Source organism: Paucibacter sp. TC2R-5, assembly GCF_025717605.1.
GTDB classification, from domain to species: domain Bacteria; phylum Pseudomonadota; class Gammaproteobacteria; order Burkholderiales; family Burkholderiaceae_C; genus Paucibacter_A; species Paucibacter_A albus.
Window position 1 is genome coordinate 490,090 of sequence record NZ_JAJIRQ010000003.1, and the last position, 21,007, is coordinate 511,096.

A 21,007-nucleotide genomic window follows, 5' to 3' on the forward strand; every position below is an offset into this window, starting at 1 on the left:
CGATCAAAAAGCAAGGACGGCACGCGCGTGCACGCGGACTGAATGGGCGGAAGTAGTGTCACCATCAATCAGTGCCGATGCCGCATCCAGATCCAGCGCCACACCACCGGGCGCGCTCAAGCGCAGGCCAACACCAATCCCCGCCAAGGAATACTGCCCCGGTTGCGGCGCCACTGCCCGCAAGGTCGTCAAGCGCGCCACATCCAGGAAGGCCAAGCCCCCCAAACGCCAGGCCGATCCAACACCGGCCGGGCTGTATTGCGGCGTGCGCAGCTCAAAGCTGGCATGCAAGCCCATATCGCCGGCGCGCTCACCCTCAAGATAGCCGCGTACGCTGTCGGCTCCGCCGGCCGACATCTGCTCGCTGGGCAATAGCGGCCCGCTGGCCAATTGGAAATCAAGCCTGCCGAGCAAACCCCAGCCCTGCCAGCCATCGTTGTGCCTCAGACCACCGCGAAACGCTACAAAACTGGCCGACGCCCCTTTGCGCTTTGCGTCGAATTCGGCATCGCTGGTACCACCCAAACGCCGCATACCCAGCGCCGTAGAAAGATCAATGCTGCTGCTGCGCTCGGGGCCAAACAGATTGAGCGAGTAGCCGGCCGCCATTGACATATAGGACACCGGCGAAGCAATGCCGCTGCCATCCGCCAATTTGGTGGTTTGACGGATATCTTTGTAGTCGAAGCCGGCGGACAGCGATTGCGCGGTTTCGCTGCTGCCCTTGAGCGGCATCGAGTAGCGCATACCCATCGTGTCCGAGTCGCCCAGCAGCCCCATGCCCGGTGCGTTGGCAAGGCTGGCGAAGACACTGCGTGAACGCACGCCATAGATCGACAAGGCATCGTTGGCTCGGCCAGTCGGCATCACATAGGTCAGCGCCGCCACCTTGGCGTCCCCGGTACGTTCCGGCGAGGTTTGCAAGGTCAAGCTGACACTGTGGCCGAGTTGCCAAAGATTGTCGTAACGCAAGCTACCCATCAGGCGGGAAGCCGTGGTGTTAGGCGTTTGGCGGTTATTCAGCTCAACGCTGCCATGCAGCGGCAGTTGATCTTCCACATCCAGTTGCACCTCGACCGTACCAGGCAAAAGCCCAGCCTTCAAGACCGGGGTGACGCGCGCGTCGGGGCGCCGATTGACGAGCGCAAGCTGATCTTGAATGGTCTTGAAATTGGGCACATTGCCTGCCGCCAACTCAGGCACGCCGGCCTTGATATCGCTGGGCAGGGTGTATGCGGCACCGGCAACTTTGAGCCGCTCGACCACCGCTTCAACCACCTGCAGCGACACTTCGCCGGAATCCACCGCCTGATCGGGAATCGACACCAGCACGGTCAAATAGCCGGCATCGTGATAGCTCTTTTCCAGCGCAGCGCGGGCGGCTTCGACATCGCGGATATTCTTGCCCACACCCAGAAAAGGCGTTACCGCCGCCTCGATCTCCAAGGGCTTCAACACACTATTGCCCGCCACCACATACTGGTACACATCGAATACAGGCAATTTGGCCGACTCATCCTTGGCCACCGGCGCGCGTGACTGCGCCGATGACTCAGCGGCAACGGTCGCACCCGCCATCAAACCCAGGCCTGCAGCCAGGGCGAACATGGTCTTCAAAGTATGGAGCGAAGGCGAGCAAACAATGCGCCGAGTCAAATCAGTCATGGGAAGAGAATGTAAAAAATAGGTATGACATGCGCATGAAAACCGCCGGGCACCCGATCAATGCCTCCAAAAAAAGAAGGGCAGGCCCCTCCAGAGGAGGCGCCTGCCCTGTTCAGACCCGGTCCGGGTCAACGGGTGCGAACACCCGTTTTCAAATTACAGCTTGCTGATAGGCGAGCAGTTGTTGTCGCCAGCGCGCTTGGCCTTGGCTTGCACTGCTGCGTTGAAGCCGTCGAAGTAGGCGAGGCCGCCATTCAACTGAGCCGAGCTCTTGAAGCCGTCGATCACAGCCTTAGCCAGAGCAGCCTTCTCAGGGGCCTTGGCCATGGCCTTGGTCACGGTGTAGGCATAGCTGGTCACAGCGAATGGGTACTCGCCCTTGATCAGGCCGGTACGCGAATCAACAGCGCCGCCATAGTAAGTTGGGCTGATGCCGTCGATCTTGACGAAGTTGGCCTTGTTAGCCGCGATTTGGCCGCCACCGCCGACGTTCAACACGCCGATGGCGTAGTCGGTCGTCGAAGCAGTTGCGTCCTTGACGTTTTGCGACACGGAAGCCGACAGGATTTTCAGCAGATCTGTCGAGTCAGCCTTTTCCACGATGGCCAAGCCGCCACCCAAGCCACCGGCCTTGGCCACAGCCTGGTCAACGCTCTTGGCAACCAGTTGCCTGCCGTTGCCACCGCACTGACCATTGACGAAGAAGATGTTCGAAGCAGCCTGTGTGCCCGACAGGTCGTCACGACGAGCCAAAGTCAAAGGAGCTGTCAAAGCGCTATTGCCAGTCAAAGCAGCCAGCGACTTGATGGCGCCAGTCTTGCTCACCAAGCTGGCATATTCAGCCTTGGTGATAGAAGGCTGGTCGGCAGCAGCGGTGCTGCCAACAGTCAGGCCGTTCTTGGCTTGCAAGGCGGTGTACAAAGGCCAAGAGACATTCACGCCGAAAGATTGCGAGAACAGCGGTGTACCTGTCAAGTCAGAAGCCTTGCCCTTGGCCGCTGCGTCATACACGGCATACAGCTCTTGAGCGCGCACGTCGGAGATGGCGACATCGGCTTGCTGAGCAGCGTGCGATGTGCAAGTCACTGCGGGAGCTGCATCGGTACCTGCTTTCACTTCAGGAACGACGCTGCCGTCGGTGTCGGTGAAGCCAGGGATAGCCACGGTTGTGGAGCACAGGGCGTTGGCGACGTTCTTGGTCGAACCCACGGTTACAACGTCGGCTTCAGCGATCAGCGCTGGCTTGCCATACAACTGCGAGACACCGGCAGCGGAACCGTTGTTGAAGTTGTAGATGGCCAGCAAAGGCTTGGACGTACCACCGGTCAAAGCGGCCTTGGACATGCCGAAGAACGCGACGACGTTGCCGCGCTTGCCGGAGACGCTGCCTTGGTCATTGATCTTGACGACGTTGGACACCGAGGTGTCGAACAGATTGTTGATCAAAGTGGTTGTGTTGGACTTCAAGGTCGAAGCGCCGCCGATGAAGATGGTCTGGCCAACGGCGCAGTTCTTCACGAAGGTCTGAGCCGTAGCCTGGTCAACGACGGCTGGGCAGGTCAAAGGAGTCACGGCGGCGAACGAAGCGGCCGAGCAGACAGCCAGGCAAGCGCCGGCGATGAGGTTTTGCTTGATGTTCATGATGATGTGGGTGAGTTTGTTAGTGAAAGCAAACGGATGGAAACTTGCTGTTGCGGTGAGCACCTCGATTGCCCTCGAGGCCCTCTCCTGAGCCAACACCCTCTAGCCCAAGATGGTGGCCCTAACTTTGAAAGTCATCTGGTCAAGAGCAGATTGCGCTGCCGCGTTCTACGCCACAGCTTTTGCGAATTGCTCGAACAGTCGCTTTCAACATTCGAGACTTTATTCACGCAATGCGACAGGCATATACATGGTTCTTGGCTTTGGATGAGCGCTTCGGCTCATCAACGGTGAGCCGAACAGATCAGTCTTGTGCCGCCATGCGCAAGCCCTTGGGCTCGGCAGCTTGTTTGATATCCGCACTAGGAGCAAGCAGCTTCAATTCATTCGACCGAGCCAGTGCCTGAACCCGGTTATGCACATTGAGCTTGCGATAAATTTTTTGAAGGTGGTTCTTTACCGTCAAGGCGCTGAGTTCGAGAATCATGCCGATTTCGAAGTTAGTCTTGCCCTTGACGGCATAACTCAAGACCTCAAGCTCTCGCGCCGAAAGCGCCAAGGTCGGGCCAGCCGCAGCACTCGAGCCCGCGCGGTTGGCGAGCACGCGCAGGAAAGCCATATGCAAATAGGGCAACATCAAAAACAAGAAATAGTCATGGCGCTCGGTGGGCGGGCCATCCAACTCGAACAAGGCAAAAAAGGTCGAGCCACCGGGCAAGCAATCGCTGCCGTGCACCAGCACATTGCTTAATCGCTGCCGCCTCATCTCCCGTCGCAACTGCGCAAGGCCAAGGCCCTGCAACTCAATGTTCTGATGCTGGCCCGCATGCCCAGCGTCAGCAACGCTTGCGTCTATATGCAGGGACAGCCGCCCCACCTGTCTGCAATACTGGGCCAATTGCAGGCTCAGCCCGTCAAGCGGATTGCACAAACGCTCCAATTCGACGGGATCACGCACCAGGCTGTTCAGGCATTCGACATGGGTGACCTGCTCCTCCCGGTCGAATTTGAGGCAGACCATGATGCCATGGGGCAAGACGCCTCGCAGGCCGCCTTGGCACCAGATGAACATCTGGCGCAAGACCCGCACCTGCGCGCCCGCTTCGATCGCGCGCACCAATCGTTCCTGCTCCAATCTACTGAGGATGACCAGTTCTTGCATGCATGTCCATATATAGAAATCGCGCGCAGCAAAGCATCGCAATGGCAGGATCAAACAGCCCGGAAAACGACTGTGACCTTGCAGCTTGCAGGGGTGCATTCCCCAAACGAGTAGATGCCGACTGCGGGCAAGCAGTCAGCATCAAAAGGCAAGCGAAGCCGTACTTCGGGCAGGAAGAACGCTTCGCACTCTCGCAGATCAAATCCAGGCCCCGCCTTGCGGCGGGACTGACTGAATTAACGCTGTGTGATGACGGCGCGAGCGTTGGTGGTGCCAACTTGCTGGACGTAAGCAACGTTGGCAACAGTTGCATTGCCCAACTGAACGATCATGGCCAGACCACCCAATGTACCCACTTGGTCGATGTAAGCAAGTTGCTCAAGAGCAGCAGCACCAACGCTGTCATCTTGATAGATCACGGCGTTGTTGTTTGCGTGCGTGTCGCCGACCAGCAGAGCTGCTTCAGCCAAACCCAACAATACGCTGGAATCGCCAGGAGCGGCTGTGACCAGAGTGCTGCCATTCAGGTCGATATCGGCAGCGAAAGAAGCGCCAACAGTCAATGCGAGGGTAGCGGCAACGGCGAGTGCTTTGAAGTTCATGGTGAGGTCTCTTAAAAAAATGGTTTGTCGAAAGGGAATATTCATTCTTTGGATACCGCGCCCTGCAGAGCGCGCCATCCAAGCTGGGGACTTCGGCGCTGCGGGAAGTCAGATGAATCAAGTCTGCCGGGCCAAGTAGGCGCCTTCTCCGTGACTTATCTAACGTTCCGCAACCGAAACGGAATGTAGGAGAGCAATTTGACGGTGCCGTGAATAGCGGACTACAAGCAGGCTATTTCTCTGCTTTTTTCGGCGCCGGCTAATTTGAGTGCCTCAACTTAAGGCCCGATCGCTGACGCTCAATTTCACGCACTGGGCAACAACGCCGCGACTTCGAATTCACATCGGCACGCCGCTTGGGCCAATGCCTTGCCGGCGCCACAGGGCATACCCTTTGACCGAACGGATCATGCTTGCGAGCCCCAGTACTGACACAAAGCCTCACTACATTCGCCAACCAGCAGGATGGAGAGAGTATGCGCAAGCCTTAAGGGCGAAGGCATGACTACGAGCCTTTACCACCAGGCCGCCACCACCGAACCCCCTCTTCACGCTGAACCATGAATCGACCTGCGCGCTACTTTGCGTTGATAGGCAGACGCATCGCTGCGAGCTGCGCCAAAAATCCACTTGAATTTAAAGTTATGCTCAACAGCCGAGCAGGCGCATTGCTGCTGTGTTTGCTATTGGCAACGGATTCTTCATTCGCGCAGATCGCGCCTGACACCGGTCAGCTGATGCGCGAGCAAGAGCGCCTGCGCCGCCCTCCCCCGGTGCGCACGCTGGCCGCGCCGGTATTGTATGAGCCAAGCCCACCCGCACCTGCGGTCGCTGACGGGGGGCCGCGGCTACTCGTGAAGGGCTTTCGCTTTAGCCAGAACAGTGTTTTCGATTCGCCCACTTTGGGCGCGCTGTTGAGCGACCTGATCGGGCGCGAACTGAGTTTGGCGGAACTGAACGAAGCCGCCGACCGCATCACCGCCCACTACCGGCAGCAGGGCTACTTTCTCGCCAATGCCTATCTGCCTGCGCAAGACATTGCCGACGGCATGCTCGATATCACTGTGTTGGAAGGGCGGCTTGGCCAAGTACGGCTAGACAACCAATCGAGGGTCAAGGACTCGGTGTTGCGCGCCCACCTTGACGATTTGCCAGCCGGGCAAGCTTTGGCAGGCGCCGCCCTGGAGCGCAAGCTGCTGCTGATCAACAGCCTTGCCGGCGTATCGGTGCAATCCACCTTGACGCCTGGAACCTCGGTCGGCAGCACCGATCTGGACATCCGCGCCGAGGGCCTACCACCTGTCAGCGCGAGCCTCGGACTGGATAACTTCGGCACACGCTACAGCGGCATCTGGCGCGCTAATGCGGCGCTCGGTTTGAGCAACCCGCTGGGCCTCGGGGATGCTTTGTCATTGAACGCCTATTCCGCCGGGCGGCCCTATAGCTATGGGCGGCTGGCCTATCAGTTGCCGGTCGGCCAGCAGGGCATGCAATTGGGGCTGGCCGGCTCGGCCATGAACTACCGCCTGGGCGGCGACTTTGCCGAGTTGCTCTCCCATGGCCGGGCCGAGGTCGCCAGCGTTTACGCCCTGCAAACATTGCAGCGCAGCCGCAGCAGCAAGCTGCAATTGCAGCTGAATTTTGATCACAAATCACTCCAAGACCGCATCGACAGTGTGCAGAGCCACAGTGACAAAAAGATCGATGTCCTGCTGCTGGGCCTGTCCGGCGATCAGTTGGATGCGGCCGGCCGTGGCAGTCTGCGGTGGAGCTTCGGCCATGTGCAGGGGCGTTTGAAAATTGATCCGGTCGTCGCCGCAGCCGCGGCAAAAGGCCCTCAAAGTGCGGGCCGCTACGCCAAATGGACCGGCACCTTGACGCGCCAGCAGAGCTTGGGGGTACTTGGCCAAGCATTAGACCCATGGTTAAGGCCGGCGCCAAAAACATCGTTTGAGCCCGCGACGGTGGCGCCGAGTGAGCCGGCCGCACCAACACCAAGCGGCTCCGCCATCGCTCAGAGTTTGAGCATAACTGCTCAAATAGGCGGCCAGTTTAGCGCTGGGAAAAACCTGGATTCTTCGGAGAAATTCAGTCTCGGCGGAGCGCAGGGCGTGCGCGCCTACCCGCAGGGCGAAGCCGCCTGTGATGACGCTTGGTTGCTCAATCTTGAATTGCGTTTAGACCTGAGTCCGGCTTGGCAATTGAGCGCACTGTTCGATGCCGGCGCTGGCAGATTGAGCCACAACCCAATCCAAAACAGCTCACGCAATCAAGCGCGTCTGTCGGGCCTGGGGTTTGGCGCCAATTTCAGTGGGCCAAGCGGGTTGAGTTGGATCACTTCGCTGGCCTGGCGCACCGGCCCTGCACCCCTGTCCGACCAAGATCGCTCCCCTCGACTGTGGACCAGCGCGCAACAGACTTTTTGATCGCCCCTCAATCGCCCTACCGCCTCAAATCGACCTTCAAGCCCCTTCGCCCGACGTCACCCCAATTATTCATCTGCAAGGATCATCATGTATCAAGCCTTTCGCCTCATACCAGCCTCGAAAACTGCCTTTGGTCGCCGCCAGCAGGCCAGCCGGGCGCAACTGCGGCAGATTGCAGTCGCCGCCGCATGGCTGGTCGCCGGCTCGGCCTTGCAGGCAGCCCCCAGCGGCGGACTGGTGGTCAGCGGCAATGTGAGCCTGAAGCCCGGACCTCAACAATTGACGGTCCTGCAGAACAGCCAGAATGCAGTGATCAACTGGCAGAGCTTTGGTATCGCCGCCAACGAAACGGTCACCTTTGTGCAACCGAATGCTTCGGCGGTGGCTTTGAACCGGGTGCTGGGCAATGAGGCCAGCGCGATCTACGGCAAGCTCAACGCGAATGGCCAAGTCTTCCTGATCAATCCGAACGGCATCTTGTTCGGCAAGTCGGCCGAGGTCAATGTTGGCGGTCTGGTGGCCTCGACCCTCAATATCGCGGACAAGGCGCTCGACGCCAAGCAGCGCGTCTTCAAGGGTGACAGCCAGGCAGCGGTGATCAACGAAGGCCAGATCCGTGCAGACGGCGGCTATATCGCCCTGCTGGGCAGGCAGGTCAGCAACAAGGGCAGCTTGCAGGCCCAGCTCGGCACGATTACGCTGGCCGCCGGCCAACAAAGCACCTTGGATTTTGCCGGTGACAAGCTGATCCGCGTGACGGTCGACCAAGGTGCGCTGCAGGCCTTGGCGGATAACCAAGAACTGATCCAGGCCGATGGCGGCACGGTGATTCTGAGCGCCAAGGCTGCGGACCGCCTGGTCACCGCCGTGGTCAATAACAGCGGTGTGATCCGCGCGCAAACCTTGCAAAACCGCGGCGGCGTGATTTCGCTGCTGGGTGATATGCAGGCAGGCCAGGTCAATGTGGGCGGCACGCTGGACGCCTCCGCCCCCGAGGCCGGCAATGGCGGCGCTGTGGAAACTTCGGCCGCACGGGTCAAAGTGGCGGCCGACGCTCACGTGACGACGGCAGCCGCCCGGGGCAGCTTTGGCAATTGGTTGATCGACCCCAAGGACTACACGGTCGCCGCCAGCGGCGGCGACATCACTGGCGCCGCCCTTTCGACCAGCTTGGCCAGTAGCAATGTCAGCCTTCTAAGCAGCGCCGGCACAGGCAATGGCGCAGGCAACTTGAATATCAATGATGCGGTCACTTGGTCGGCCAACACCCGTTTGACGCTGACCGCCTCGAACGATGTGAATGTCAACGCCAGCATCACCGCCAAGGGAGCGGACGCAGGGCTGAGCATTCAAGCCAATACTGCCAATGGCGCTGATGTTGCGAGCGGCAACGGCAGCTTCAAGCTTGGCAAGGGTGCGAGCATCAATTTGCCCAATGTGTCGGCCAGCTCCACAACGGCCTTGATCATCGGCAACACCAGCTACACCGTGATCAACAGTCTGGGCACGGCCGGCGATGGCTCGACCCTGAGCCTGCAAGGCATCAATGGCGGCTTGGCAGGCAACTATGCGTTAGGCAGCGACATCAACGCAGCGGCCACGTCCAATTGGAACGGTGGCGCCGGCTTCGCGCCGATTGGTGATGCGGTAAACCCGTTCAGCGGCAACTTCAACGGCTTGGGCCATTCGATCAGTGGAATGACGCTCAAGCGCCCGTCCACCAACCGCGTTGGCTTGTTCGGTTATGTGGAAAGCTCGGGCACGCTGAGCAATGTTTCGCTGGTCGGTGGCAGCATTTCCGGCGGATCGTTTGTTGGCGCATTGGCGGGTTTCAACGCGGGGACGGTGAAGCAGGTCTCGGCAAGTGGCGTCGTAACGGGCAGCGCCGGCAGCATATCGGTCGGCGGATTGTTTGGCGAGCACCAGGGCAGCCTCAGCAACGCCTCTGCCAGCGGCTCGGTCAACGGCACGAACGCCCTGGGCGGCCTCGTCGGCACTAATAGCAACGGCGGCAGCATTGGCAGCGCCTACTCGAACGCCGCTGTTGTCGGCGGCGCCAGCGGCTCGGCGGTCGGCGGCTTGGTCGGCCAGAACATCGGCAGCGCCTCTTCGGTCAGCTATGTCTACGCGACTGGCAATGTGTCGGGCAACGGCAATGTCGGTGGCCTGGTCGGGGTCAACTCGGGCAGCGTGTCCGGCAGCTATGCCAGCGGCATCGTAAGCGGCAGCAGCGGCGTCGGCGGCTTGGTGGGTCGCAACACCAAATCCATCGCGAGCAGCTACTGGAATAGCGCGAACGCCACTGGCATAGGCAATAGCATCGCAGGCAGCAGCTTGACGACCTCCGCGGGACTTAGCGCTACGCAGATGCGGCAAGCCTCGAATTTCAGTGGTTTCAGCTTCACCAATGTGCCCGGCGCAGCGGGCTGGGTCATCGTCAACGCCGACGGCAGCTTGAACAGCGAGACCGGCGCGAGCATAGGCGGAAGCAGCCCTATGCTCGCCTCCGAATACGCAAATTCAATCGGCAACGCCCATCAGTTGCAGCTGATGGCCATGGCGCCGGCCGCGCGCTATGACTTGAGGCTATCCATTGACGCAAGCAAGACCGGGCCAGGCGGCAAGGATGTTTGGGATGCCAAGGGCTTCGTCCCGGTCGGCACAGCTAGCACCCCGTTCACGGGCAGTCTGGACGGCGCCAATCAAACAATCAGCGGTTTGACCATCAATGCAGCCAGCCGCAGCAATGTGGGCCTGATCGGTTACCTCGACGGCGCCAGCGTGCGCAATATCGGCCTGTTTGGCGGCAGCGTGATCGGCTTGGACAATGTCGGCGGCCTGGTCGGCTATGCCAGCGGCGGCGGCATCGCCAATGTCTACAGCGCCAACACGGTCAGCGGCGGCACCAGTGGCGACAGCATCGGCGGTCTGGTGGGCCTGAACACGCTCAACAACAGCATCAGCAATAGCTACGCCTCGGGCAATGTCAGCGGCTCAGGCAGAGTCGGCGGCCTGGTCGGCAGCAATACCGGCGCTACCATCCAACAAAGTTATGCCAGCGGCACCGTTAGCGGATCCGCAGCCGGCGGTCTGGTCGGCTCAGCCTTCGCTGGCGCCATCAGCGACAGCTTCTGGAACAGCGATGTGATCGCGGACGGCGTGGGTCTGGGCAGCGACGCCGGTGCCCATGGCTTGAGCACCGTGCAACTGCGCAGCCAAGCCAATTTCAGCTCGGCCACGACCGCCAACGGCAATGCCAACCCGGGCTGGGACTTCGGCAACACCTGGATTCAATACGAAGGAAAAAGCGCGCCGCTGCTGCGCTCCTTCATGACCCCGCTGACTGTGACCGCCAATAGCGCGAGCAAGACTTATGACACCAAGGTCTTTGCCGGCGCCAGTGTCAGCTATTCAGACACGCCGGACGCACGCTTGCTCGGCAGCCTTGGATTCACCGGCACCGCGACAACGGCCAAGCAAGTCGGCAGCTACACGCTCACGCCGACGGGCCTCTACTCGACCCAGCAGGGCTATGCGCTGAACTTTGTCAGCGCTGGCCTGAACATCACACCGGCCACCTTGGTCGTTAGCGGCAGTAGCGCCGTCAACAAGGTCTACGACGGCAAAACCGCCGCTGCGATCACCGGTGGCAGCCTTGGTGGTGTGTTCGCTGGCGATACGGTGACGCTGGCACAAGCGGGCAGGTTCGCGGACAGGAACGCGGGCAACGGCATCGCCGTCACCGCCACCAACAGCATTGCCGGGGCCTCGGCCGGCAACTATGTGCTGGTTCAACCCACCGGCCTGACTGCAAACATCACACCTAAGGACGTGGCAATTGCCGGCACCGTCGTAGCCGTCAACAAGACCTACGACGGCAACACCACCGCACAACTGTCCGGCGGCAACCTGAACGGCGTGCTCAGCGGCGACACCGTCAGCCTGGAGCGCGCGGGCCAGTTCGACAGCAAGAATGTCGGCAGTGGTTTAGCCGTCACCTCGACCAGCACCTTGGCGGGCGCCTCAGCGGGCAACTACAAGCTGGTGCAGCCCACGGGCCTGAGCGCCAGCATTGCGGCGAAGGTACTCACCGTGAGCGCCAGCACGGTGGCGGCCGACAAGGTCTACGACGGCAATACCGCCGCGGCAGTCAGCGGCGGCAGCCTCAGCGGCGCGATCGACGGCGACCAACTCGCCTTCAAACAGACGGGCAATTTTGCTGACAAAAATGCTGACAAGAACAAGCTGGTCAAGTTCAACAACATCCTGAGCGGAACCGACGCCGGCAACTACGTGTTGTCGGCAGCAGGCGGTTCGGTCAAGGCCAATATCAGCCAGCGCACGCTTGACGTAGCCGCGTCCGCCACGGCGAACAAGGTGTACGACGGCAACAAGGATGCCAATCTGAGCGGCAATCTGGTCGGCATCTTGGCCGGTGAAGAGGTCGCCTTGCACGGGCTGTTCCTTGACAAGAATGTCGGCACCGCCAAGACCGTCAAATACAAGAACCAGCTCAGCGGCAATGGCGCGGCCAATTACAGCCTCAGCGCCAACGCCGGCAGCACCACTGCCAACATCACACCGGCGACCCTGACCATCAACGGCATGATGGCCGCAAGCAAGGTCTATGACGGCAAGAGCACGGCCACCTTGAGCGGTGGAGGCCTCAGCGGCGTGATAGGCGCAGACAAGGTCAAACTCACGCAAAAGGGCGAGTTCGCCAATAAGAATGCCGGTCTGAGCATCAAGGTCACCAGCACCAGCACGATCAGCGGCGGCGACGCCGGCAACTACGTTTTCACCCAACCAAGTAATTTGGTTGCCAATATCAGCCCCAAAGCACTAAACATCAGCGGCACCAAAGTAGCCAGCCGCGACTACGACGGCAGCACCAACGCCACCATCAGCGGCGGCAAGCTCGCCGGGGTGATTGCCGGCGACAAGGTGACGCTGGTGCAGGCCGGCAGCTTTGCAGACAAGAACGCGGCCAAAGACAAGGTCGTTATCTACAGCAACGTCCTGACCGGGGCAGACAGCCAGAACTACGTGCCGACCAAGGTATTTGGGACCGAGAAGGCAACGATCCGACCGAAGCTCTTATCCATCGACAACGGTGAAGTGGTGTTCGCCGACAAGGTCTATGACGGCACCACGCTGGCCACCTTGCAAACCGGCTCTACACTGGCTGGAGTGATTGCGGGCGACAAGCTGGCACTGCTGCAGCTTGGCGCTTTTACCAGTCCCAAGCCCAATGACGCTGCGGTGGTGAACTTCACCAACACACTGGTGGGTCTTGACAAGGACAACTACACGATCAAGACCAAGACGGGTCACACCACGGCCGTCATCTCGGCGCCTTGAACCTGGCCACTACTCCCCGCTAAACGCTGTTGCGCCCGGCGTTTGAGCTCGTGTCGTACGAGCTGAATTTGAAGCTTGGCCCGCCTGTTTCGTTCAAGCCCTTGGCTCTGGCCTCGGCATGACGAAACGGCGGGCTTTTTCAATGGAGTAGCGGGGCCCCGAGTCCACGCTTCCACGCTTCCACGAGCTTAGCTTGACTCTTGCGGCCCCGCATCTTCCCCCGGAAAGTGGCAGGCCGTGAAAGCAAACTCAGCCCCAAATGCCATTCAATCATCTCCGCCCAAGAGGTCTTGAATAGCGCGCCAATAGCGTGAAGAAGTAGCGTTTTCCCTGCGCAGGGCTAGTTTGGCCCATGGCAATTGGCGCTGACAACTCCTACACTCGTTTTCAAGGCCAGCGAAGAACTCCCGAGTTCCGAACCGGCCGATCAGTCAACAGAGGGCAAACCCGCCGAAAGGTGGGGACGCAAAGCCTCCGGCCTACAGCGCGAAAGCGCCACGGTAGCGGGGTTGCCAGCAAAGCACCGACTTATTCGGTGCGATGTACCAAGCGGTATGTCATTGCTGTTCCAAGCGTGGCCCTCGCCCAAACCTTCACGGGAACGAGATCGCCATGCTTAAGCTCAACTTCATTTCCAAGTCGGCTTCCATCAGCTTCGCAGCCGCCGGCCTAGCCGCAGCGCTGTGCTGCAGCCAAGCAGCCGCCGCCGATATCGTGTTGGGCTCGGCATCCATCGTTCAAAGCGGCAACAACAACCAGGCGGCCATCGACCAAATCGGTGAAACGAATCGCGCTTTGATCACCCAAACCGGCAACAACAACTTTGCCGACGTCAAACAAAGCGGCAACGGCAACAGCCTTGATTTGAGCCAAGACGGTTTCGGCAACTCTTTCAGCGCCCGCCAGTCCGGCGCGGAGAACCGCATCCTCGCCAATCAGTTGGGCGGCGCTAGCGCCACGCTATTGCAAACGGGCTCGAACAACTCCATTACCTTGAACCAGGCCGCAGGCCGCAATTTCGCCTACGTCAGCCAGACCGGCAATGGCAACACAGCCACGATCAATCAGCGCTGAGCTTGAACCGGCGAGGCGAACGAAGATTGCGTCGAGCCCCGCGCCAAAGCTCACAAACTGAGCAGCAAAACCGTGAACAAATGGCGGTTCACGCAAGCACATGTCAGTCGGGCCCTCGCATTGATTGCAGGCGGCTCCTACACTTGATCCCAAGGCCAGCAAGGAACTTTCAAGAACCCAGCTGACCGAACATTCAACAGAGGGCAAACCCGCCGAAAGGTGGGGACGCAAAGCCTCCGGCCTACAGCGCGAAAGCGCCACGGTAGCGGGGTTGCCAGCAAAGCACCGACTTATTCGGTGCGATGTACCAAACGGTACATCATTGCTGCTCCAAGCGTGGCCCTCGCCCCAACCTTCACGGGAACGAGATCGCCATGCTTAAGGTCAACTTCATTTCCAAGTCGGCTTCCATCAGCTTCGCAGCCGCTGGCCTAGCCGCAGCGCTGTGCTGCAGCCAAGCAGCCGCCGCCGATATCGTGTTGGGCTCGGCATCCATCGTTCAAAGCGGCAACAACAACCAGGCGGCCATCGACCAAATCGGTGAAACGAATCGCGCTTTGATCAGCCAGACCGGCAACAACAACTTTGCCGACGTCAAACAAAGCGGCAACGGCAACAGCCTTGCTTTGAGCCAAGATGGTGTCGGCAACTCCTTCAACGCCCGCCAGTCCGGCGCGGAGAACCGCATCCTCGCCAATCAGTTGGGCGGCGCTAGCGCCACGCTATTGCAAACGGGCTCGAACAACTCCATTACCTTGAACCAGGCCGCAGGCCGCAATTTCGCCTACGTCAGCCAGACCGGCAATGGCAACACAGCAACGATCAACCAGCGCTGAGAACACGCTCAGGCGAGCACTTTTGCTTGACTTGCCTCTTGCTTGGCTTCACTCAGCGGCACAGTCGTAATCTTCGCCCAGGCCTTCAAATCCGCATCAGCCGAGAGGATAGCCCTGCACGCCCTATCACTTCATTTGGGCGGATAGTAGGCGGTCCCTTTGACCGTCAAACCGTTGACCGGCAACTCTGCCGTTCCCAATATCACCGTGACCGTCAAACCGTGTTCGGGCTGCACAACGCTGGACCTATTGTCGTTGCCATAGATCGTTATGTCGGCGCGATAGCCATTGCCGATCTGCTCGACATCGACTGAGTTGCGGTCACCCACCTGCTTAGATGTCAATATATTACCGATACCGTCTTGCGTGACCTTCAAGCTATTGCCATTGCCGATTTGCTCAGCAATGACCGAGTTGCCCTGACCCGACTGCTTGACAAGCATTTGGTTAAGGTTGCCCGTTTGGCTCAACCGCGCCTCTTGCCGCGAGCCTTCTTGGTCCAGGTAGGCGAAATTGCCATCACCGATCGGATTGCGTGTGCGATCGGTGCTTGATGCGTCAAACTGCTGATCGATTCGACCGATCAAGTCACTGCCGTTTTTTTGAATGATGGCGGCCGAGTTAAGCAAGATATCAGGGCGGCCAAAATCGCTCGCCCGCACCAAATCATTGGCAAAGCTAGTCGTTGGCACAAACATCTGCACCAGCAAGCTCACGCCAAGTACCCAAGCTTGCATGGGCACAGCCATAAGCTGCTTTTTCATCGGCTCTTCCAGTACAGATTAAATATGTCTTCCTTGCCTGTAGGTTTCTGACTCTCGGGCTGAATGACCTGGGACGAAACTGCCGCTGACGCCGGCTTCGGCGCGATTGGAGCGTTAGCCGATGTGGCCGAAGGTGTTAGCGAAGAAGTGGCGGCCGTGGAAGACGATGTCACGCTGCTTTGAGCTTGCGCGGCAACGACAGGGACAGGGACAGGGACAGGGACAGGCGCAGGCGCGGGCTTTGGCGTGGCTGCAGCTGTAGGAACTGGAGCCTGCGCAGTTGTGGGGGCCGCCCGCTGAGCGGGCGTACTTGTTGGAGCTTGAGTTGGAGGCAGCGCTGGCGCTGAGGCCGATGCCGATGCCGGGGCCGCCCGCGAATTGGCAGCAGCCGAAGGCACAGATGCAGGCACTACGCCAGGTCGCGGTGTAGGCACGGCTGCTGGAGCAGTTGCCGCAAGCACTGCTGGCGCCAGGGCAGGCTGGACCGGGCTCGCCTGCTTAACCGGCGCAGACGCTGACTTGTTGTTCGCCGCCTGCGGCATGGGCGCTGCCACTTGTGGCGGCTTATTCCCCGCCACTTGCGACTGCGCTGTCGGCCCGACATTGCCTTGAACTGCGGCCTGTGCGGGCGCCCGTGGCTGAGTCACCGTGGATGCCGGCGTAGGCGTAGGCGTTGGCGTTGCCGTCGACACTGCTGCCACGGCCACAGGCGCGGCCACCGGCCCAGGAACTGCTTGAGTTGAAGGGGCTGGACTTGCTGCTGGGGCACGCTCACGTGTTCGCGGCGGGGCCTGCGGCGGCTCGACACCAAAGGGCAGCGGCTGAACCGGCTCACGGAAAGCATTGTTGTTGGGCCGCATGGGAATCATTGCGTCATCTTCCAACGGTTCTTCGCCAATATTGCCCAAAGCTTCGGCCATATAGCTTTGAATGACAGGGCTGAACCACGTGCTTGCATCCTGCAGTTCCAAATAGCGGTCACGAATACCATTGACCGTTAAATGCACAACAGCTGCTTCGATCGCCTCTCGCACCGCCAATTGCGCCGGCTCGTTGGTGGCAAAGCCGGTTTCGCCCTGCAAAAGATGTTGATAGGACGTGTATTTGAAAACGTTGGCCGAAAACTGATACGAATAAATAGTTTTGGTCACTGAAACAGAATTCAATACCTGACCATACCTGACGTCAATGCTACGCAAACTAACAGTAACCTGATCAACCCGATATTGGGTACTGGCGCCAATGCCAAGATAATTTGCGCCCTTACCGCCCGTACGCACATTGGACTCGTACGCAATCACTCCCCCCTCAATAATAATGCTGGCCGGCATCATATTTGGAAGATTTATGATTGGTTTACCTTTCTCTGCAGGCGATTCAATGGCGCGAATGATGCGCCGCTCAGTCAATAGATTCTGTAAACCTTCGCGCTCAACTGCGATATACCAGCCGGAATCCTCCAGCGCCTTGATCAAGATCGTGGCGGCGCCCTGCGTGACCAAAGTGGAATAGGAACTCTCCGGCGAAGTTTTGAACTGCCCTGTCTGATCCCGAAATCCATAAACCGCGACCGGTATTCGCGCCTTCGGCTTAGGCAATTGAGTCAAGTCGCGCGAAATTCCTGTGTTTGGGGTGAGCTTAGCGTTTGAGCGAACATTCGACGGCGGTACTGTCGTACATGCCACCAAGCCCATGATCAGCGCGAATAACACACACCAGCGATTCGCCGGCAGTCCGGCAACGCCGTCCAATGCGAAGCCCACGATCAGGGGCCTACCGACACGTCGGTCGACGAAACTTCAAATGTCACCGTGGCACCGGTCTTTTTGTCGGTGGTGGCGATGGTCAACATACCCTTGCCACTGTCAGTAATCGTGATGGTATAGGCTAGGGTGTCATACGTACCCGGCACCAAAGTACTGCTCTTGCCGAATATGGTGGCCAGTGACTGTGACGACAGGCGACTTAGAATTGCCTGCTGCAAAGAATTATTGAAATTCTCCAGCGGTGAATTCACATGTGCCTTGAAAGAGTTCTGGGCATTCGCAATAGCCATCAAACCAGGTGCATTATTCGGGTTTCCGCCAAATGAAGGGTTGATCGGCGCATAAATCAATTCGGTCGCAGACACATCCACGACGGACATCAACGCAAGCACCGAAAGAGCAAAAGCTCGAAACGAAAAATACGAGTAATTCATGATTTTCTTAATGGATGCAAGGGCTACTATTTTTACAATGGTCAAAATTTTCCATCGCCGCCCATATCTGGATCACCATCCCCGGTCATACGCAAACTCAGACTAATAATATTCGCATGAGTCTTATCAACCGCCTCGGAGCTCAAAGATCTTATCGCATCAACTTTCGTAGGAATGTTGCTAGTGAATACAGTTTTTTGATTGAAACTAATAGAAATTCTGTTTCCAAATCGCTGTGACGGCCGCTCAACAATTACCAGCGTGTAATTTTCAAAATCTGGCTTTTCCCGCCAAAAATCTGTAAATCTTCGATAAAACTCTTGCCCAGCGGATGTGAAAGTTTGATTTACGACAATACCAAAGTTATCGCCAGAAGTAAAACCTTCCGGCGAAATTGAAATATTGTCATTAGAATTTTGAGCTGACGGCGACTCACCCGTCTGAGCCAAGGCAATTCCAACTGCAAACGGCAGTAGCGCAATAAATATAGAGTTGCGCCAAATAACCATACCGCTTCACCAAAACAGGAATAAGCCTAAGTACAAGGCCTTTAAGCGCAAAGCAAACCAATACACCATTCACCCGCGCACCCAAAGCAGACACCATCAGCGCCTTGACTCGCAGCAAATGTTAAAGATGCCTTGTTACAAGGGCGTGACGCAGGCACGAACAGGCGGTCTGCACGACCACCGAAGTCAACTGCCGCAGAATTGACCAGAAAAAGATCGATCCTGATCGATCGACGTGCCAAGTGCAATCGTTGCCTTCATTTGACTCCCTGTGATCCGCAGATTCATCGCGCTGACACGCACGATTGCGACGATCCCCCATCGAGAATTCAATCAAAGAGGAAAAGATGGTCGCCTGCATCTGCACCCGAACAATTGGCCGCGTTTTGCTTGTGCTGCTCAGCATCGGGGCAAATTCAAGCTTCGCTCAAAGCAGTACTTGCACCAGCACAGGCGACACAGAGATCTGCCAAGGCCCCGAGGGGTGGTCGATGATGATCACGGTTGGTGACCTTGTTTTTGTCAGTCGCTCCGATGGCAGCACCGCGACTATGCAACGGGTAGATGACATCACACTCATTGTCGACTCGCGCCAGGGCATGAGCGGGGCCGCACAACAGATCGGTGAGACCACCGTCTATAGCCTACCCGAGGGCGGAAAGAGCTGCAAAAAGATGAAGTTGACTTCAATTTGCAGTTAGGTCAAACACACCCGACCACGCAGGCTTAATTTGCAGTACCAATAAAAATATCTTTCATCAAATACGATCACATAACTAGTTATGTTTAAGCTCATTTGAGCGGCAAAAAAATCGTTTAGGCCAGCACATGATGTGAAACAGCGTGCAAACCTTTCCAGGTTCCCGGGGTAAACAGCGTCCAATAGCTTCCACCCTGGGGTGTGCAACCATCCGGCGGTTTCGCCGGGGAATCTGGGGTGTTAAACATGGAAGTTATTACCGAAATCCGGCGGCGGCATTTGGTCAGCAAGGAGATCATCAGTTCCACCGCGCGGGATCTGAAATTGTCGCGGCCCAGGGTGCGCAAGCATCTTCAAACCATTGAAGCGCTGGGTTATGTCCACCAGCATCAGCCCGCGCCCAAGCTGGGCTGCTTTCAGGCCACGCTGGAGAGTTGGCTTCAATCGGCGCTTCATGGCGCTGGCCAATCACTATTTGTTCGAACCCGTGGCCTGCACCCCGGAGTCTGGCTGGGAGAAGGAGCAGGTCGAGAATCAGGTGGGTAATGTGCGCGAATGGCTGTTCACGCCGATGGCGCGCTTCAAGAGCTTTGAGTTGCTCAATGAATGGCTGAGCAAGCGCTGCTTGGAGTTGGCAGCTCGGAGCCACCCCGCCGAGATCGAGCGCACGATTGCGCAGTGCTTTGAGCAGGAGCGGGCCAGACTGCGGCCGGTGGCGAGCGACTTTGCAGGCTATGTCGAACAGATGATGCGCGTGTCGAGTACCTGTTTGGTGCGCGTGGATCGCAATCGCTACAGCGTACCGGCGGACTTCGCGGGCAAGGTGGTGTCGGTGCGGGTGTTTGCGGATCAAATTCGGCTCGTCATCGACGGCCAAGTCATCGCCCAGCATGGCCGCCGGTTTGGGCGCGATCAGTTGATCTTTGATCCCTGGCACTACCTGCCGGTGCTGGAGAAGAAACCTGGCGCGCTGCGCAACGGGGCGCCATTTGTGGAGTGGGATCTCCCCAAGGCCGTCAAGGCCGTGCGCGACCGCGTCTTGAAGCAACCCAGAGGCGACCGCGCCTTTGTTGAGCTCCTGCTGGCCGCTCGCGAGGTGGGGCTGGATACGCTGCAAGTGGCTTGCGAGCTGACGCTGGAATGCGGCGTGGTCACGGCCGCCGTGGTCATGAACGAGTTACGGCGCTTGACGGCGCCCGAGCGGCCCGAGCGCATCAGCCTGCCTGAACAGCTGCGCCTGCAAGTCGAGCCCATGGCCGACTGCAGCCGCTACGACCATTTGCTGGGGCGCCAACATGTCCATTGACCGCGCAGCACAACTCAAATCCCTGCATCTGTACGGCATGGCGACGGCCTGGTCGGAATTGCTGGCCGAAGAGTCCCGCCAACCCGCTCAGCCCGAAGCTTGGCTACACCGACTGATCGACGCTGAACAGGCCGACCGGCAAGTGCGCAGCCTGCGCTACCAACTCAAGGCGGCCCGGTTCCCAATTCATCGGGACCTGATCGACATGGACTGGACTGAGACGCCCTTGGCCAAAGCCCGGGTGGAGCCACTGGCCACATGCGCCTTCATGGAGCAGGCGCACAACTTGATCTTGGTTGGCGGCACCGGCACGGGCAAGACACACCTGGCCACAGCGCTCGGCGTGGCCGCCGTTCATCAAGGCAAACGGGTCCGCTTCTTCAATGCAGTCGATTTGGTGGATGCGTTGGAGAAGGAAAAACAGCAGGGCAAGACCGATAGCTTGGCCAAGCAACTGGTGCAGATTGACGCCGTCATTCTGGATGAGCTGGGCTATTTGCCGTTCCCCGCCTCGGGTGGCGCCTTGCTCTTCCACCTGATCAGCCAGCTCTACGAAAAGACTTCGCTGATCATCACCACCAACTTGTCGTTTGGCGAATGGGTCACCGTGTTCGGCGATGCGAAGCTCACGACGGCCCTGCTGGACCGCATCACGCACCACTGCGACATCTTGGAAACCGGCAACGACTCTTACCGCTTCAAGCAACGCAAAAAGGACATCAAAACCGACTGACCAACTGGAAAGTATTGGACGCTGACAG

General features: G+C 58.8%; 16 protein-coding genes and 2 riboswitches. Of the genes, 7 read left to right on the forward strand and 9 right to left on the reverse strand.

The genetic code is table 11. The features are described from left to right. Positions 1-3 precede the first annotated feature (3 nt). From LNV08_RS09180 to LNV08_RS09195, 4 genes are all read right to left on the reverse strand, one after another. Positions 4-1,665, reverse strand: coding sequence for a ShlB/FhaC/HecB family hemolysin secretion/activation protein (locus LNV08_RS09180; RefSeq protein ID WP_263533385.1), 1,662 nt, complete (start codon positions 1,663-1,665; stop codon positions 4-6). 156 nt (positions 1,666-1,821) lie between these two features. Then, positions 1,822-3,306, reverse strand: coding sequence for a hypothetical protein (locus tag LNV08_RS09185; protein WP_263533386.1), 1,485 nt, complete (start codon positions 3,304-3,306; stop codon positions 1,822-1,824). Positions 3,307-3,610: 304 nt separating this feature from the next. Further along, the gene (locus tag LNV08_RS09190; RefSeq protein WP_263533387.1) at positions 3,611-4,468 is read right to left on the reverse strand and encodes a LuxR C-terminal-related transcriptional regulator; all 858 of its coding nucleotides are present in this window, start codon (positions 4,466-4,468) and stop codon (positions 3,611-3,613) included. 236 nt (positions 4,469-4,704) lie between these two features. Beyond that, on the reverse strand, positions 4,705-5,070 hold the full coding sequence (locus LNV08_RS09195; RefSeq protein WP_263533388.1) for a hypothetical protein: 366 nt from the start codon (positions 5,068-5,070) through the stop codon (positions 4,705-4,707). A gap of 644 nt (positions 5,071-5,714) precedes the next feature. On the opposite strand from LNV08_RS09195, the gene LNV08_RS09200 reads away from it, so the two are divergent. The 4 genes from LNV08_RS09200 (at position 5,715) to LNV08_RS09215 (ending at position 14,767) form a co-directional block, all read left to right on the forward strand. Beyond that, positions 5,715-7,496 (forward strand): ShlB/FhaC/HecB family hemolysin secretion/activation protein, encoded by a 1,782-nt coding sequence (locus LNV08_RS09200; RefSeq protein ID WP_263533389.1) that lies wholly within the window; start codon positions 5,715-5,717, stop codon positions 7,494-7,496. A gap of 87 nt (positions 7,497-7,583) precedes the next feature. Beyond that, complete coding sequence (locus LNV08_RS09205; protein ID WP_263533390.1) at positions 7,584-12,857, forward strand: YDG domain-containing protein; 5,274 nt, start codon at positions 7,584-7,586, stop codon at positions 12,855-12,857. Between the two features lie 430 nt (positions 12,858-13,287). Further along, positions 13,288-13,374, forward strand: a riboswitch (cyclic di-GMP riboswitch). A 95-nt stretch (positions 13,375-13,469) separates the two neighbouring features. Continuing rightward, positions 13,470-13,931: a hypothetical protein gene (locus LNV08_RS09210; protein WP_263533391.1), complete on the forward strand. Its 462-nt coding sequence runs from the start codon at positions 13,470-13,472 to the stop codon at positions 13,929-13,931. 192 nt (positions 13,932-14,123) lie between these two features. Next, positions 14,124-14,210, forward strand: a riboswitch (cyclic di-GMP riboswitch). Positions 14,211-14,305: 95 nt separating this feature from the next. Then, positions 14,306-14,767: a hypothetical protein gene (locus tag LNV08_RS09215; protein ID WP_263533392.1), complete on the forward strand. Its 462-nt coding sequence runs from the start codon at positions 14,306-14,308 to the stop codon at positions 14,765-14,767. A gap of 131 nt (positions 14,768-14,898) precedes the next feature. On the opposite strand, the gene LNV08_RS09220 is transcribed toward LNV08_RS09215, so the two are convergent. The 4 genes from LNV08_RS09220 to LNV08_RS09235 form a co-directional block, all read right to left on the reverse strand. Continuing rightward, positions 14,899-15,483, reverse strand: a complete 585-nt coding sequence (locus LNV08_RS09220; RefSeq protein ID WP_263533393.1) for a hypothetical protein — start codon at positions 15,481-15,483, stop codon at positions 14,899-14,901. Between the two features lie 44 nt (positions 15,484-15,527). After that, a complete protein-coding gene (locus LNV08_RS09225) occupies positions 15,528-17,138 on the reverse strand; it encodes a CsgG/HfaB family protein (protein WP_263533394.1) in 1,611 nt (536 codons plus the stop codon). Between the two features lie 158 nt (positions 17,139-17,296). Next, on the reverse strand, positions 17,297-17,731 hold the full coding sequence (locus LNV08_RS09230; RefSeq protein WP_263533395.1) for a curli assembly protein CsgF: 435 nt from the start codon (positions 17,729-17,731) through the stop codon (positions 17,297-17,299). Positions 17,732-17,772: 41 nt separating this feature from the next. Then, on the reverse strand, positions 17,773-18,240 hold the full coding sequence (locus LNV08_RS09235) for a curli production assembly/transport protein CsgE (RefSeq protein WP_263533396.1): 468 nt from the start codon (positions 18,238-18,240) through the stop codon (positions 17,773-17,775). A 347-nt stretch (positions 18,241-18,587) separates the two neighbouring features. Here LNV08_RS09235 and LNV08_RS09240 point away from each other — a divergent pair, with 347 nt between their 5' ends. After that, entirely contained in the window at positions 18,588-18,941 is a 354-nt protein-coding gene (locus tag LNV08_RS09240; protein ID WP_263533397.1) for a hypothetical protein, read from the forward strand. Positions 18,942-19,180: 239 nt separating this feature from the next. Here the strand turns inward: LNV08_RS09240 and LNV08_RS09245 are convergent, their stop codons facing one another. Further along, positions 19,181-19,396 (reverse strand): hypothetical protein, encoded by a 216-nt coding sequence (locus tag LNV08_RS09245; protein WP_263533398.1) that lies wholly within the window; start codon positions 19,394-19,396, stop codon positions 19,181-19,183. Here LNV08_RS09245 and LNV08_RS09250 point away from each other — a divergent pair. Both LNV08_RS09250 and istB read left to right on the forward strand, forming a co-directional pair. Further along, a complete protein-coding gene (locus LNV08_RS09250; protein WP_263533399.1) occupies positions 19,395-20,246 on the forward strand; it encodes a Mu transposase domain-containing protein in 852 nt (283 codons plus the stop codon). The genes LNV08_RS09245 and LNV08_RS09250 overlap by 2 nt on opposite strands. Beyond that, positions 20,236-20,979, forward strand: a complete 744-nt coding sequence (istB, locus tag LNV08_RS09255) for an IS21-like element helper ATPase IstB (RefSeq protein WP_263533400.1) — start codon at positions 20,236-20,238, stop codon at positions 20,977-20,979. Before LNV08_RS09250 ends, istB begins: the two co-directional genes overlap by 11 nt. Positions 20,980-21,007 lie beyond the last annotated feature (28 nt).

Excerpts from the sequence above, each read along its gene's own strand:
- LNV08_RS09200 (WP_263533389.1), top strand. The coding sequence starts at position 5,715 with ATGCTCAACAGCCGAGCAGGCGCATTGCTGCTGTGTTTGCTATTGGCA.
- LNV08_RS09195 (WP_263533388.1), bottom strand. The coding sequence starts at position 5,070 with ATGAACTTCAAAGCACTCGCCGTTGCCGCTACCCTCGCATTGACTGTT.
- LNV08_RS09180 (WP_263533385.1), bottom strand. The coding sequence starts at position 1,665 with ATGACTGATTTGACTCGGCGCATTGTTTGCTCGCCTTCGCTCCATACT.
- LNV08_RS09250 (WP_263533399.1), top strand. The coding sequence starts at position 19,395 with ATGGCGCTGGCCAATCACTATTTGTTCGAACCCGTGGCCTGCACCCCG.
- LNV08_RS09215 (WP_263533392.1), top strand. The coding sequence starts at position 14,306 with ATGCTTAAGGTCAACTTCATTTCCAAGTCGGCTTCCATCAGCTTCGCA.
- LNV08_RS09185 (WP_263533386.1), bottom strand. The coding sequence starts at position 3,306 with ATGAACATCAAGCAAAACCTCATCGCCGGCGCTTGCCTGGCTGTCTGC.
- LNV08_RS09245 (WP_263533398.1), bottom strand. The coding sequence starts at position 19,396 with ATGAAGCGCCGATTGAAGCCAACTCTCCAGCGTGGCCTGAAAGCAGCC.
- LNV08_RS09240 (WP_263533397.1), top strand. The coding sequence starts at position 18,588 with ATGGTCGCCTGCATCTGCACCCGAACAATTGGCCGCGTTTTGCTTGTG.
- LNV08_RS09235 (WP_263533396.1), bottom strand. The coding sequence starts at position 18,240 with ATGGTTATTTGGCGCAACTCTATATTTATTGCGCTACTGCCGTTTGCA.
- LNV08_RS09230 (WP_263533395.1), bottom strand. The coding sequence starts at position 17,731 with ATGAATTACTCGTATTTTTCGTTTCGAGCTTTTGCTCTTTCGGTGCTT.
- istB (WP_263533400.1), top strand. The coding sequence starts at position 20,236 with ATGTCCATTGACCGCGCAGCACAACTCAAATCCCTGCATCTGTACGGC.
- LNV08_RS09210 (WP_263533391.1), top strand. The coding sequence starts at position 13,470 with ATGCTTAAGCTCAACTTCATTTCCAAGTCGGCTTCCATCAGCTTCGCA.
- LNV08_RS09205 (WP_263533390.1), top strand. The coding sequence starts at position 7,584 with ATGTATCAAGCCTTTCGCCTCATACCAGCCTCGAAAACTGCCTTTGGT.
- LNV08_RS09190 (WP_263533387.1), bottom strand. The coding sequence starts at position 4,468 with ATGCAAGAACTGGTCATCCTCAGTAGATTGGAGCAGGAACGATTGGTG.